The organism is Spongiactinospora rosea (assembly GCF_003315795.1).
Taxonomy (GTDB): Bacteria; Actinomycetota; Actinomycetes; order Streptosporangiales; family Streptosporangiaceae; genus Spongiactinospora; species Spongiactinospora rosea.
In genome coordinates, this window is sequence record NZ_QMEY01000002.1 from 538,624 (window position 1) to 552,583 (window position 13,960).

Annotated in this window: 11 protein-coding genes; 10 read left to right on the plus strand and 1 reads right to left on the minus strand. The window is 72.8% G+C overall.

Annotated features, from left to right (window positions below):
- Positions 1 to 32 precede the first annotated feature (32 nt).
- A complete protein-coding gene (locus DP939_RS46060) occupies positions 33 to 185 on the minus strand; it encodes a hypothetical protein (protein WP_158578497.1) in 153 nt (50 codons plus the stop codon).
- Positions 186 to 354: 169 nt separating this feature from the next.
- On the opposite strand from DP939_RS46060, the gene DP939_RS07575 reads away from it, so the two are divergent.
- From DP939_RS07575 to DP939_RS07620, 10 genes are all read left to right on the plus strand, one after another.
- Entirely contained in the window at positions 355 to 1,266 is a 912-nt protein-coding gene (locus DP939_RS07575; protein ID WP_113979873.1) for a hypothetical protein, read from the plus strand.
- 100 nt (positions 1,267 to 1,366) lie between these two features.
- Positions 1,367 to 1,870 (plus strand): hypothetical protein, encoded by a 504-nt coding sequence (locus DP939_RS07580; RefSeq protein WP_147267913.1) that lies wholly within the window; start codon positions 1,367 to 1,369, stop codon positions 1,868 to 1,870.
- A complete protein-coding gene (locus tag DP939_RS07585; RefSeq protein ID WP_113979875.1) occupies positions 1,867 to 2,070 on the plus strand; it encodes a MerR family transcriptional regulator in 204 nt (67 codons plus the stop codon). Before DP939_RS07580 ends, DP939_RS07585 begins: the two co-directional genes overlap by 4 nt.
- Before the next feature lie 234 nt (positions 2,071 to 2,304).
- Positions 2,305 to 3,384, plus strand: coding sequence for a histidinol-phosphate transaminase (gene hisC / locus DP939_RS07590; RefSeq protein ID WP_113979876.1), 1,080 nt, complete (start codon positions 2,305 to 2,307; stop codon positions 3,382 to 3,384).
- A complete protein-coding gene (locus DP939_RS07595; RefSeq protein ID WP_113979877.1) occupies positions 3,381 to 4,010 on the plus strand; it encodes a mycothiol-dependent nitroreductase Rv2466c family protein in 630 nt (209 codons plus the stop codon). The genes hisC and DP939_RS07595 overlap by 4 nt, the downstream gene beginning before the upstream one ends.
- An 86-nt stretch (positions 4,011 to 4,096) precedes the next feature.
- Positions 4,097 to 5,170: a 3-deoxy-7-phosphoheptulonate synthase gene (gene aroF, locus DP939_RS07600; RefSeq protein ID WP_113979878.1), complete on the plus strand. Its 1,074-nt coding sequence runs from the start codon at positions 4,097 to 4,099 to the stop codon at positions 5,168 to 5,170.
- Positions 5,171 to 5,264: 94 nt separating this feature from the next.
- On the plus strand, positions 5,265 to 7,304 hold the full coding sequence (locus DP939_RS07605) for a molybdopterin oxidoreductase family protein (RefSeq protein WP_263972306.1): 2,040 nt from the start codon (positions 5,265 to 5,267) through the stop codon (positions 7,302 to 7,304).
- Positions 7,301 to 8,755: an FAD-dependent oxidoreductase gene (locus tag DP939_RS07610; protein WP_113979880.1), complete on the plus strand. Its 1,455-nt coding sequence runs from the start codon at positions 7,301 to 7,303 to the stop codon at positions 8,753 to 8,755. The genes DP939_RS07605 and DP939_RS07610 overlap by 4 nt, the downstream gene beginning before the upstream one ends.
- A complete protein-coding gene (locus DP939_RS07615; protein ID WP_113979881.1) occupies positions 8,752 to 10,086 on the plus strand; it encodes an MFS transporter in 1,335 nt (444 codons plus the stop codon). The genes DP939_RS07610 and DP939_RS07615 overlap by 4 nt, the downstream gene beginning before the upstream one ends.
- Before the next feature lie 9 nt (positions 10,087 to 10,095).
- Positions 10,096 to 13,959 (plus strand): non-ribosomal peptide synthetase family protein, encoded by a 3,864-nt coding sequence (locus DP939_RS07620; protein ID WP_113979882.1) that lies wholly within the window; start codon positions 10,096 to 10,098, stop codon positions 13,957 to 13,959.
- Position 13,960: the final 1 nt, after the last annotated feature.

The window sequence follows — 13,960 nt, forward strand, 5'->3', positions numbered from 1 at the left end:
CCGCGTGCCGAGCCCGCTCGTGTTACCAGTGTTTACCAGTGGGTATCCGCAGGAACGGTCGTGGTGTCACCGTTGCCGCCGCCCCAGTGCGTGTCGGCGGAGGCGGCCTGCGCCGTCATGAGGGCGCCGGCGGCGGCGAAGAACAGGGCGATCACGAATACGGCGGCGGTCCTGTGAATGGTCATCGCTGCATCCTCCCGAGGTCGTTCGCTGTCTGACACCTGTATTCGATCGCCCCCCGCTACGCGATCGGCCCTGACCGGCTTCGCGCCGGGAGAAAGCGGAGAGGAAGCGGATCGGTAGCCGTTCTGAGCACTGTGAGGGCAGCACCCCCGGCTGTGTGAGGAAGGACGGATGACTTCGGCCCTCTGGCTCAACGGCGATGACGTGCACGGCGCGCTGGACGCGTTCGAGCCCGTCACCCCGCTCGTCCAGGAACTCCTGGCGGACGACGGCGGGCACCCGCCGGCGGAGACCGGATCGTACGGGGGACACGAGGCACTGATCGTCGAAGATCCCGCCACCGCGGTGACCTTCGTCCTGTCGCGGCGCGCGGTGCACCGGGTACACCGGGCCGGGCTGACCGCGGCGGTCGCGCGCCGGCTCGTCGGGCCGAGCGCGGCGACCATCTGCATCGTCGGATCGCGGGAGAGCGCGACGATCCACATGACGATGCTGGCCAAACGCCTGGAGAACGTCGCCCATGTGGCCGCGTGCGTGCTGGGGGACGCGGCGGACCGATCCGTCGCGCCGGGCACACTGGACGACCTGTTCATGGCGGGGGTCAGCCTCAGTGTCGGCAACAACGTCAACGAGGCGCTGTTCGGCGCCAATCTGGTGGTCATCGACACCGCCGGTGTCGAGTTACGGGTGGACTGGGCGTCGCCGCGTGCGGTGATCGTCAACACGAGCGGGCAGGACCTGCCCGCCGCGGTGGTGGAGCGGGCCTCGACCGTGTACGTGGACGACGTACGGCTGCTCCCCGAGCACCAGCACCGGGGCTTCGTCCGGCGGGACCGGGCGTACTGCGGTTCGGCCGGTGGCCGGCCGCGCGGGCACCGGGCCGCCCCGGACATCGGCGACCTCAAGACCCTGCTGCGAGGCGACCGGTGCGCCCCGCCCTTCCCGGCGAGGTTCATCCTCGTCGAACTGCTCAGCGTCGGCACGATCAGCCGGGGGTTCGCCCTCGGGATCGGGCGGGCGGCTCTCGACCTCGGATTGGGCCAAAGGATCGAAAACCCACGACCGCGGCAGCACGGAGAGTGATCGCATGCACTGCGTATCGGCAATCTGCACTGACCTAGCCACCCCGGACACGCGCCTGTGCGCGCCCTGCCTGAGCACGCTGAGAACCAATCTGCGCACGTTGCCCGGGTTGTACAAGGAGTGCGAGCGGATGCTGACGCCCGCGCATACCGGCCTGACCGAACGGATCAGCACGACCAGATCATCGACCGGCATCGTCCTGGATGAGGCGGTGGTGGAGGCGCGCGGGCGGATGCGGGACACGCTGTCGTCCTGGTGCGCGCTGGTCGCGGAGGGCCGCGGGATCCCCGCGCCCGCCGAGCGGGACGTGGCCGCACTGGCCGCCTTCCTGACCGCCCGGCTGGACTGGCTGGCCGCCCACCCGGCGGCCGGGGAGTTCGCCGCGGAGATCGCCGAGCTGGCCGGGGACGCGACCGAGGCGCTGGACCCCCGGCGCGGCCGGGCGCGCGGCCTCGGTCCGTGCCCGCGCCCGGGATGCACCGCCGTCGTGGCGCTGCGCCCGGACACGGGCGGCCGGGTCGGCTGTGGTTCCGGGCATGTCTGGCAGCCGCACGAGTGGCTGTCCCTCAGTTCGCGCCTGGCCCGCCAGGAGTACGTGGCATGACGAACGCGCGCGCACGCCGGCCGCGTACCGTGCCCACCGAGCTCGCCGCCCTGGCCGCGGGCGTCACCGAGGCCACCATCAGGAAATGGGCCAGCCGCGGGAAACTGCGGAGATACGGCACGCCGGGCCGCGCGGAATACGACCTGGATGAGATATTCGGCATCATGCATGAATCACGCCGGCGGACCGGCGGCCACTGATTTAAATCAGCCAGAGCGCATATTCAACCCGCCCGGCGGCAACGCCGGGCGGGATATCGGCATTTCTCCGGCAACCCGCCGAACAAATCCCCGCAATTACTCTCGAAGAGGGTGTTGACCCGCAACCCGGCGTAGTGTCACACTTTTCCCGTGGCACCATTGTGCCCACCTCCCCCACCGGGGCCCCAAAGCCCCGGCATTTCCATCAGGGAGCACATTCCGCTCCAAGGAGCGATGATGAACGTCATATTACCCAGATTGCGTTCTGTGCTGACCGAACTGACCGGTCATCGAGCCGGTGCGGCCGGTGCGGACAATGGCCGCGCTGACGATCGGGCGCCCATTCTGCTGGCGAACAACGAGTCGCCGTTCGGGCCGCTGCCTTCCGTGGTGGCCGCGATCGCGGAGGCCGCGGGCGAGGTCAACCGTTACCCCGACTACGGCGTGGCCGGCCTGACCGCCGACATCGCCGCCTGGCTGGGCGTGGACACCGATCAGGTCGCGGTCGGCTGCGGCTCGGTCGGCGTCCTGCAGATGCTGTTCCAGGCGGCGGGCGAGCCGGGCACGGACATCCTCTACGCCTGGCGCTCCTTCGACGCCTACCCCACCCTCGCCAAGCTGGCCGGGCTGCGGCCGGTCACCGTGCCGCTCCGCGAGGAGCGGCACGACCTGGCCGCGATGGCCGACGCGATCACCCCGGACACCCGGATCGTCGTCGTCTGCAACCCGAACAACCCCACCGGCACCACCGTGCGGGACGAGGAGCTGAAGGGCTTTTTGGACCGGGTGCCGCGCGAGTGCCTGGTGGTCCTGGACGAGGCGTACCGGGAGTACGTCAGGGACCCGGGCGTGCCCGACGGCCTCGGCCTGCTCGCCGACCACCCCAACGTCGTGGTGGTCCGCACCTTCAGCAAGGCGTTCGGGCTGGCCGGGCTGCGGGTGGGCTATCTGGTCGGCCACCCCTCGGTGGCGGCGGAGATACGCAAGACGCGCCTGCCGTACACCGTGAGCCACCTGGCCCAGGTGGCCGCCCGCGCGTCCCTGCGCGCCCACGACGAGCTGATGGCCAGGGTGGATCAGACGATCGCCGAGCGGGAGCGGATCCGCGCGGCCATGCTGGCGCACGGCGTACCGGTCGCGCCGAGCGAGGCCAATTTCGTCTGGGCGCCGCTGAAAGAGCGCACCGCCGCCTTCGCCGCCGCCTGCGCGGCGGAAAATGTACATGTCCGCGCCTACCCCGGCGACGGCGTGCGGGTGACGATCGGCCTCCCCGAGGCCGGCGACGCGTTTTTGAAGCTGATTGGAGCACTATGACCGATGACTCCGGGAACACCGCGACGACGCCGCGGGTCGATTTCTACTTCGACCCGGTGTGCCCGTTCGCCTGGGTCACCTCCCGGTGGATCCTGGAGGTCGAGCGCATCCGCGACATCGACCTGCACTTCCGGGTGATGAGCCTTTCGGTGCTCAACGAGCACCGGGAGATCGAGCAGTGGTACCGCGAGTTCTGTGACCGGGCCTGGGGCCCGGTGCGCGTGTGCATCGCCGCCGCCAAGCACCACGGCGAGGACGTGCTGCGCGACCTCTACACGGCCATGGGCACGCGCATCCACAACAAGGAGATCAAGGACCATTCGGTGGTGATCGCCGAGGCGCTGGCCGAGGTCGGGCTGCCGGCCGAGCTGGCCGAGGCCGCCACCACCGACGAGTACGACGAGGCCCTGCGCCAGAGCCACCGCGAGGGCATGGAGCCGGTCGGCGACGAGGTCGGCACGCCGACCATCCACATCGACGGCACCGCCTACTTCGGGCCCGTGCTGACCGCGATCCCCCGGGGCGAGCAGGCCGGCCGCCTGTTCGACGCGGCCAGAGAGCTGGCCTCCTATCCCAAATTCTTCGAGCTCAAGCGTTCGCGGACGGGCGGGTTCGACTTCACCTAGATCCCGGCACCTCCACGGACCCCGAAGGGGCAGGCCCGACGCCTGCCCCTTCTGCGTTTCCCCGCCCTGGCAGGAAAGGCCACGCCATGCCCAGTTCCGAGATGCTCTATGTCTTTCAGCCCTCCGCGCAGCCCGCCGAGCTGGACGAATGGCTCGCGCTGCTGGCCGCGCGCGGCGGCGGCTCCTCGCTGATCCGGCTCGGGCCCACCCCGGTGATCGCGACGACCGACACGGTCGAGATCACCGCCCCGGCCCGGCTGCCGCGCCCGGTCGCCACGGTACGCGTCACCGGCGGCGTCCGCCTGACCAGGCGCGAGGTACGGCCGGAGGGCACCGTCGTGTCCATCGGCCCGGCCCGAATCGGGGACGGCAGGCTGGCGGTCTTCGCCGGGCCGTGCGCCGTGGAGAGCCGCGAGCAGATGGACGCGGTCGTCTCGACCGTCGCCGCCGGGAACGGCGTGGTCGGCCTGCGCGGCGGCGCGTTCAAGCCCCGCACCTCGCCGTACGCCTTCCACGGCCTGAAGTGGTCGGGCCTGGACCTCCTCCAGGAGGCCAGGGAGAAGACCGGCCTGCCGATCCTCACCGAGGTCGTGGACACCCGCCACGTCGAGCGGGTCGCCGAGATCGCCGACGCGTTCCAGATCGGCGCGCGCAACATGCAGAACTTCGAGCTGCTGCGCGAGGTGGGCGAGACCGGACGGCCCGTGGTGCTGAAGCGGGGATTCGGCTGCACGGTGGACGAGACGCTGTCCGCCGCGGAGTACATCCTGGCGGCGGGCAACGACCAGGTGATCCTGTGCGAGCGCGGGATCAGGACCTTCGAGCACGCCACCCGCTTCACCCTGGACATCTCCGCCGTGGCCCTGCTCAAGCAGCGCTCCCACCTGCCGGTCATGGTGGACCCCAGCCACTCCACCGGCCTGCCCAACCTGGTCGCACCGGTGTCGCTGGCCGCCGTGGCGGCGGGCGCGGACGCGCTGCTCATCGACGTGCACGCGCAGCCGGAGCAGGCGCTCTGCGACGGCGCGCAGGCGCTGCGGCCGTCCGGTTTCCACGAGCTGATGGGCCGGCTGGAGATGCTGGTCCTCGGCCTGGGCCGGGACGTCAGCGTCGTCATGGACGTAGATGTCCGCGACGCGACGGTCGCCGGTATCGCCTAAAGTCCGTACCCCCGGATGCGCCCTGGAGGCCACCGTGACCGGTACGCACACCGTCACCCCCACGCACTGCCCCTACTGCGCCCTGCAATGCGGAATGGGGATCGCCACCGGCACCAATGGGCCGCCGGCCATCGCGGCCAGGCGCTTCCCGGTCAACGACGGCGCCCTGTGCGTGAAGGGCTGGACGTCGGCCGACCTGCTGCGTTCGCCCGCGCGGCTCACCACGCCGCTGGTACGCGGGCGCGACGGGCTACGGCCGGCGAGCTGGGACGCGGCCCTGGACCTGATCGCCGACCGGCTGACCCGGCTGCGCGCCGGGCACGGCCCGGACAGCGTGGCCGTCTTCGGCGGCGGCGGGCTGACCAACGAGGTCTGCTACCTGCTCGGGAAGTTCGCCAGGGTCGCGCTGGGCACCTCCCAGATCGACTACAACGGCCGGTTCTGCATGTCGTCGGCCGCCGCCGCGGCCAACCGGGCGTACGGCATGGACCGGGGGCTGCCGTTCCCGGTCGCCGACCTGCGCGCGGCCGACACCATCGTGCTCGCCGGGTCCAATCCGGCCGAGACCATGCCGCCGTTCATGCGGCACCTGGCGCCCTGCGCCGACTCGGGCGGCCTGATCGTCATCGACCCGCGCACCACCCCGACCGCCGAACGGGCCGCCGTGCACCTGCGGCCCGCCCCCGGCACGGACCTGGCGCTCGCGCTGGGCATCCTGCACTGCGTCGTCGAGGACGGCCATCTCGACAAGGACTACCTGGCCGGACGCACCACCGGGTTCGCCGACGCCTGGCGCGCGGCGGCGGCCTGGTGGCCGGAACGAGTGGAGCGGGTCACCGGTGTGGCGGTGGCCGACCAGCGCGCGGTGGCCGGACGGCTGGCCGGGGCGCGCAACGCCTACATCCTGACCGGGCGCGGGGCCGAGCAGCACGCCAAGGGCACCGACACGGTCAGCGCCTGGATCAACCTGGCGCTGGCCCTCGGGCTGCCCGGCCGGGCCGGTTCCGGGCACGGCTGCCTGACCGGGCAGGGCAACGGCCAGGGCGGCCGGGAGCACGGGCAGAAGGCCGACCAGTTGCCCGGGTACCGCTCGATCCGCGACCCCGCGGCCCGTGAGCACGTCGCCCGGGTCTGGGGGGTCGATCCGGGCACGCTGCCCGGCCCCGGCCGGTCGGCCTACGAGCTGCTGGACGCTCTGGGCACCGCGGACGGGCCGCGGGCGCTGCTGGTGTTCGGCAGCAACGTCGCGGTGTCGGCGCCCCGCTCGACGCGGGTGCGCGACCGGCTCGCCGCGCTGGACCTGCTCGTCGTCGCCGACATCGTGCGCTCGGAGACGGCGGCCATGGCCGACGTCGTACTGCCGGTGACCCAGTGGGCCGAGGAGGGGGGCACGATGACGAACCTGGAGGGCCGGGTACTGCTGCGCCGCCGTGCCGTCGCGCCGCCGCCCGGCGTGCGCTCGGATCTGGCGGTGCTGCACGGCCTCGCCACCCGCCTGGGGCAGCCCGCCGAGCGCTTCCCCACCGACCCCGAGACCGTGTTCACCGAGCTGCGCGAGGCCGCCCGCGGCGGCCCCGCCGACTACCACGGCGTCACCTACGACCGGCTGCGGGCCGGTGACCAGCTCTTCTGGCCGGTGCCCGGCACCGATCACCCGGGGACGCCGCGGCCCTTCCTGGACCGCTTCGCCCACCCGGACGGGCGGGCGCGGTTCGTCCCGGTGACCCACCGGCCGCCGGACGAGCCCGCCGACGCCGACTATCCGCTGCGCGCCACCACGGGCCGGGTGCTGGCGCATTATCAGTCCGGCGCGCAGACCAGGAACATCGACGCCCTGACGGCCGCCGAGCCGGAGATGTTCGTCGAGGTCCACCCGGACACCGCCCGGCGGCACGGCCTGGACGACGGCGAACCCGCCGTGGTCGTCTCGCGGCGCGGGCGGGTGCGCGCCACGGTACGTTTCACGCCCACGGCCCGCGTGGACACGGTGTTCCTGCCGTTCCACTTTCCCGGCGACCACCGGGCCAACCTGGTGACCAACCCGGCGCTGGACCCGGTGAGCCGGATGCCGGAGTTCAAGGTCTGCGCCGTGCGGCTGGAGGCCGTACCGCCCGGCACGGAGGGTGCGGCGTGAGCCCGCGCGCGGTGGTGATCGTCGGCGCGGGCATGGCCGGAATGCGGCTGGCCGACGAGATCAGGCGGCGCGACCCGGACGGCGAGCGGGTACGGGTGACCGTGCTCGGGGCCGAACCCGGCCCCGCCTACAACCGGGTGCTGCTGCCCGGCGTGCTCGCGGGCACGATGAGCGCCGCCTCGGTGGTGCTGTACCCGCAGGGCTGGGCCGAAGAGCACCACATCGACCTGCGCGACGGCGTCGAGGCCGCCGCGATCGACACCGCCGCCCGCACGGTGACCACCGGCCGCGGGACGAAGATCCCGTTCGACGCGCTGGTGCTGGCCACCGGCGCGGAGCCGCGCATCCCGCCCACCGAGGGCCTGTCCGGCGAGGACGGCACGCCCGCCCGGGGCGTGATCGCGTTCCGCACGCTGGCCGACTGCCTGCGGATCTCCGCCAGTGCCCGGCCCGGCGTGCCGATCACCATCATCGGCGGCGGCCTCCTCGGTTTGGAGGCGGCCCGTTCGCTGGCCGTGCGCGGCTGCGCCGTCACCGTGGTCCACCCGGTGGGCCACCTGATGGAACGCCAGCTCGACACCGAGGCGGGAGCCGTCCTGGCCAAGGCGCTGACCCGGCACGGGGTCGCGTTCCGGATCGGCCGGACCGCCTCCCGCTACGTGCCCGGCGACGGGCTCAAGCTCGACGACGGCAGCCATGTGCCCGCCGAACTGGTGGTCGTGGCGGCCGGGGTGCGGGCGCGGACCGGCCTGGCCGAGGCCGCCGGGCTGCCGGTGGCCGGGGGCGTCGTCGTGGACGACACGCTGCGCACCGCCCACCCGGCCGTGTACGCGATCGGCGACGTCGCCCGGCACCCCGGCGCGACGCCCGGCCTGGTGGAACCCGCCTGGGAACAGGCCGAGGTGCTGGCCGGGCTGCTGACCGGCACCGAACCGCAGGCCAGGTACCGGGGCACCCCCGTGGTGACCCGGCTGAAGGCCCGCGGCGTGGACCTGACCGCGATGGGCGAGACCACCATCGACCCCGACGACGACACGGACGAGGCGCTGCGGCTGTCCGACCCGGCCCGCGGCCGGTACGCCAAGCTCGTGCTGCGCGACGACCGGGTACGCGCCGCGATCATGCTCGGGCTGCCCGACGCCGCCGCGTCCGTGGCCTACTACTACACCAACGACGTGCCGGTCCCCGAGGACCGGCTGGCCGTGCTGCTGGGCCGGGAGCTGCCGCCCGAGGCCCCGGCGCACGATCCGGCGGCGCTCGCGGACACCGCGACGGTCTGCCGGTGCAACCACGTCACCAAGGCCCAGCTCACCGCCGCCTGGCGGACGGGCGCGGCCGACGCGGCGGACCTGTCCGCCAAGACCAGGGCCGGGACCGGCTGCGGCACCTGCGTGCCGCTGCTGCGCGGCATCGCCGGCTGGCTGGCCGGGCGGGAACGGGAGGCGTCATGAATCGGCACGGCGGGCGATGGATCGACCACTGGGAGCCCGACGACCCGGCGTTCTGGCAGGGCACCGGCAGGCGGGTCGCGATCCGCAACCTGGCGCTGTCGATCCTCGCGGAGAACCTGGGGTTCTCGGTGTGGATCCTGATGAGCGTCGTGGTGACCTACCTCGGGCAGGCCGGGTTCCGCTTCGACCTCACGCAGACGTTCTGGCTGCTGATCGTGCCCAACCTGGTGGGGGCGGCGCTGCGCATCCCGTACACGTTCGCGGTGCCGCGCTTCGGCGGGCGCGGCTTCACGGCGTTCAGCGCGCTGGTGCTGCTGGTGCCCACCGGGATGCTCGCGGTCGCGGTGAGCGACCCGGGCACGCCGTACTGGTTCTTCCTGCTGACCGCGGCCCTGATGGGCCTGGGCGGCGGGAACTTCTCCGCCTCCATGGCCAACATCTCCTTCTTCTTCCCCGAGGGCAGGAAGGGCGTGGCGCTCGGGATCAACGCCGCCGCGGGCAACCTGGGGGTGGCCGTCGCCCAGCTCGTCGTGCCGGTGGTGATCCACCTGGGCACCGGGCTCCAGCTCGCGTACGCGGCGCTGATGTGGATGCCGCTGCTGATCGTCGCCGCGGCGGCGAGCTGGCTGCGGATGGACAGCCTGACCTCGGCCAAGCCGGACGGAGTCTCCTACCGGCTGGCCATGCGCGCCCGGCAGACCTGGATCATGTCCTTCCTGTACATCGGCACCTTCGGCTCCTTCATCGGCTTCTCGTTCACCTTCCCGCTGCTGGTCCAGCAGGAGTTCGCGGGCCGGGCGGGCTTTGTGGGCCTGGCCTTCCTGGGCCCGCTGATCGGCTCGCTGTCCCGGCCGCTCGGCGGCTGGCTGGCCGACCGGCTGGGCGGGGCCAGGGTGACCCTGTGGACGTTCGCCGCGATGGCGGCGGGAGTGGCCGGGGTGCTGCTCAGCCTGCGGCAGGACGCCTTCTGGCTGTTCTTCGGCGCTTTCGTCTGGCTGTTCGTGCTGGCCGGGCTGGGCAACGGCGCCACCTACCGGATGATCCCGCTGATCTTCGCGGCGCAGGAGCGGGCGCGGCCGGGCGGCAGCGCGGGGGCCGCCAGGCGGCAGGCCGCGGCGGCAGTGGGCATCGTCGGCGCGGTCGGCGCGGCGGGCGGTGTGCTGATCAACCTTGGCTTCACCTTCTCCCGCCAGGCGGCGGGGTCGCTCGGCCCGGCGCTGGCCGCGTTCCTGCTGTTCTACGCGGCCTGCATGGCGATCACCTGGTGGTACTACCTGCGCACCGCCCTGGCCGCCGAGCGTTCGCCCAGCCTGGCGCACGCCAAGGTCTAGAACACCCGGATGACCAAGGAGGCCATCGTGCATCGTGCGGGCTTGCCGTACGCAGAAGACCACCATAGGACCGCGCCCCGGGGCGGCGAATGCCTCCCCGACCTGCTGTGGGAGCAGGTCTGGGCGCAGCCGGACACCGTCGCGGTCGTCTCCGGCGACCGGCGGCCGACCTTCCGCGAGCTGGCCCAGCGGGCCGCCGGCATGGCCGTCTACCTGCGCGGCCTCGGCGTCGCCACCGACGCCAGGGTGGGCCTGTTCGCCCATCCGTCGATCGACATGACGATCGCGGTGTGGGGGATCCTGCTGGCGGGCGGCGCGTACGTGCCATTGTCGCCGGACTATCCGGCCGAGCGGCTGCGGTACATGATCGACGACAGCGGCATCGAGCTGATCGTGGCCCAGGACGCGCTCGCGCCGATGCTCGCCGAGCTGACCGACGTCCGCGCGGTCACCCCGGCGGACGCGGCCCGGTTCGCCGCCGGGCGCGAGCCCGTCGAGGAGTGGGAGCTGCGCGGCGCGGCCCGGCCCGGCGGCCTCGCGTACGTGATCTACACCTCCGGCAGCACCGGCAGGCCCAAGGGCGTGATGATCGAGCACCGCGCGATCGTCAACCAGATGCGCTGGCTGAACACCGTGCACCGGCTGGACCGCAGGCGGGTCGTGCTGCACAAGACGCCGATCAGCTTCGACGCCGCGCAGTGGGAGATCCTGGCCACCGGCTGCGGCAGCACGGTCGTGATGGGCGAGCCCGGCCTGTACCGGGACCCCGAGCGGCTGATCGACACGGTCATCGAGCACGGCGTCACCACCCTGCAGTGCGTGCCCACCCTGCTCAAGGCGCTATTGGAGACCGGCAGGCTGGGCACGTGCACCTCGCTGCGGCAGGTGTTCAGCGGCGGCGAGGCGCTGTCCCGGCCGCTGGCCCGGCGCTGCCTGGGCGCGCTGCCCGGCGCGGGCCTGACCAACCTGTACGGCCCCACCGAGTGCGCCATCAACGCCTCCGCGCACGTCGTCACCAGGCAGGACGTCGCCGACGGGCCGCAGACCGTGCCGATCGGCAAGCCCGTGCACAACACCCGCTTCTACATCCTGGACGAGACCCTGGCCCCGGTGTCCATCGACGAGGTCGGCGAGCTGTACATCGGAGGAGTCCAGCTCGCCCGCGGTTACCTGAACCGCCCCGACCTGACCGCCGAGCGGTTCATCGACAGCCCGTTCCCGCTGGACCACGGCTCCCCCAAGCTGTACCGGACCGGCGACCTCGCCACCTGGACCGCCGACGGCACCGCCGAGTTCGTCGGCCGGGTGGACAACCAGGTGAAGGTCCGCGGGTTCCGGGTGGAGCTGGACGAGGTCAGCCGCACGATCGAGGCGCACGACTGGGTGCGCAACGCGGCGGTCATCGTCCGGCAGGACCCGCGCACCGCCGCCGACCAGCTCGTGGCGTTCGTCGAGCTGGACTCCCAGGAAGCGGCCCTGATGGACCAGGACCGCCACTCGGCGCACCACCTGTCCAAGGCGAGCAGGCTGCAGGTCCGCGCCCAGCTCTCCAACGGCGGCTGCCGGGAGGACGCCGAGGTCGCCGGCCGCCCCGCGGTGGACCTGCCCGGCCGCGAGCCCACCGCCGAACAGTGGCGGCGGGTGTTCGCCCGCAAGACCTACCGCTTCTACGAGGGCGGCCGGGTCACCAGGGACGACCTGACGCGGCTGCTGGCCCGGCGTACGCCCGCCGCCCCGCCGCGCTCCCCCGAGGCGCTGGACCTGGCCGGACTCGGCGCGATCCTGCGGTACTTCGGGCAGTTCCACAGCGGCGAGCGGCTGCTGCCGAAGTACGGGTACGCCTCGCCGGGCGCGCTGTACGCCACCCAGCTCTACCTGGAACTCGCCGGGATCGCCGGACTCGACGCCGGTTTCTACTACTACCACCCGGTCCACCACCGGCTGGTGCGCGTCCAGCCCCGCCCCGACGCCGAGCGGCCCGTACTGCGCCTGCACTTCGCGGGCAAGCGGCCCGCCATCGAGCACGTCTACCACGACAACGTCGGCGAGGTCCTGGAGATCGAGACCGGCCACATGGTCGGCATGCTGGAGGAGATCCTGCCCGGCCACGGGCTGGACGTACGCCCGGCGGGCCACACGCCCGGCGTCATGGCCCACCTGGAGTGCGGGCCCGGCCACGACTACCTCGGCACGTTCGAGGTGGTGCGGTACGAGCCGGACCGGCCCGGCGACGACGCCGTGGACTTCTACGTCCAGGCCCACCCGGGCGGCGTCGACGGGCTGCCGGCGGGCCTGTACCGATACGCCGGCGGCGCGTTCACGCCCGTGTCACAGGAGGTCGTGGAACGCAGGCACGTGATCGCGATCAACCAGCGGGTGTACCGGCTGGCGGGCTTCGGCATCTCCATGGTCGCCAGCCGCGGCCCCGGCTGGCTCCAGTACATCGACCTGGGCAGGGCGCTGCAACGGCTCCAGATGAACGACCTGAACCTCGGCTTCATGTCGTCGGGCTACAGCTCCAAGTCCGGCCACGACCTGCCGTCCGCGACCCGCCTTTCGGCCATCCTGCGCGGCGCGGGCCTGCGGACCGGCCCGTCGTACTTCTGCGTCGGCGGCCGGGTCAGCGACGAGCAGGTCCGTGACACGGGCATGCGCGAGGACAGCGTCCACATGAAGGGCCCCAGGGAGCTGATCAGGGACGACCTGGTCGCGCTGCTGCCGGAGTACATGGTCCCCGGCCGGGTCGAGATCCTGGAACGGCTGCCGCTCACCCCCAGCGGCAAGATCGACACCCGGGCGCTGGCCGCGATGGACCTCACCACCGCCGCCGACGCGGACCGGGAGGTCGTCCCGCCGCGCACCCACGCCGAACGGCGGGTCGCCGAGGTCTGGCGGCGGATCATGCGCGTGGAGGAGGTCTCCGTCCGCGACGACTTCTTCTACATCGGCGGGGACTCGATGGTCGCGATGGCCCTGGTCAACACCCTGAACCGGGAGTTCGGCCGGGCGCTGCCGCTCCAGATCGTGTTCGAGGCCCCGACCGTCGAACAGCTCGCGCTGCGGATCGGCGCGGACCGGCGGACCGTGTCCCGGCTGATCCCGCTGCAGAGCGCGGGCGGCGGCCCGCCGGTGTACATGTGGCCGGGGCTGGGCGGCTACCCGATGAACCTGCGCGGCCTCGCCGGGCGGGCCGGGCTGGACCGGCCGGTGTACGGCGTGCAGGCGCACGGCATCAACGAGGGCGAGACGCCGTACGCGTCGATCGCCGAGATGGCGGCGGCCGACATCGAACTGATCCGCGCGGTGCAGCCGGCCGGGCCGTACACGCTGGTCGGCTACTCGTTCGGCGCGCGGGTCGCGTACGAGGTGGCGCACCGGCTGGAACAGGCCGGGGAGCAGGTCGCGCACCTGCTGCTGGTCGCGCCGGGCAGCCCGCGCGTGACCGGCCGCCCGCCCGGCAGCCCCGGCTACCGCGACCCCGTGTTCGTGACGATCCTGTGGTCGGTCTTCGCCGCCTCGGTCAGCGGCCCGCTGCTGGAGGAGTGCCTGGACACGGTCCACGACGAGGACGGCTTCGTGGAGTTCACCGCGCGGGCCTTCCCCACGCTGGGCACCGACCTCATCCGGCGGATCGTCCGGATCGTGCGCCTGACGTACAACCTCACGTACACCCCGGCGGACCTCGCCGCCCGGCCCGTCGCGGCCCCCGTGACCGTGCTGCGGGCGCGCGGCGACGAGCCGTCGTTCATCGAATGCCGCTCCCCCGTCCTGGTCGACCTGGCGGCCGACCACTACGGCACCCTCACCGGCCCCGGCCTGGACGAACTCCTCCAGGCCGTCAGGGACCGGCTCATCCCTTCGAAGCAGTACTGAC

What these genes read in the sequence shown, in the direction of transcription:
- DP939_RS46060 (WP_158578497.1), bottom strand. Translation starts at nt 185, where the DNA reads ATGACCATTCACAGGACCGCCGCCGTATTCGTGATCGCCCTGTTCTTC.
- DP939_RS07575 (WP_113979873.1), top strand. Translation starts at nt 355, where the DNA reads ATGACTTCGGCCCTCTGGCTCAACGGCGATGACGTGCACGGCGCGCTG.
- DP939_RS07585 (WP_113979875.1), top strand. Translation starts at nt 1,867, where the DNA reads ATGACGAACGCGCGCGCACGCCGGCCGCGTACCGTGCCCACCGAGCTC.
- hisC (WP_113979876.1), top strand. Translation starts at nt 2,305, where the DNA reads ATGATGAACGTCATATTACCCAGATTGCGTTCTGTGCTGACCGAACTG.
- DP939_RS07595 (WP_113979877.1), top strand. Translation starts at nt 3,381, where the DNA reads ATGACCGATGACTCCGGGAACACCGCGACGACGCCGCGGGTCGATTTC.
- aroF (WP_113979878.1), top strand. Translation starts at nt 4,097, where the DNA reads ATGCCCAGTTCCGAGATGCTCTATGTCTTTCAGCCCTCCGCGCAGCCC.
- DP939_RS07605 (WP_263972306.1), top strand. Translation starts at nt 5,265, where the DNA reads ATGGGGATCGCCACCGGCACCAATGGGCCGCCGGCCATCGCGGCCAGG.
- DP939_RS07615 (WP_113979881.1), top strand. Translation starts at nt 8,752, where the DNA reads ATGAATCGGCACGGCGGGCGATGGATCGACCACTGGGAGCCCGACGAC.
- DP939_RS07620 (WP_113979882.1), top strand. Translation starts at nt 10,096, where the DNA reads ATGACCAAGGAGGCCATCGTGCATCGTGCGGGCTTGCCGTACGCAGAA.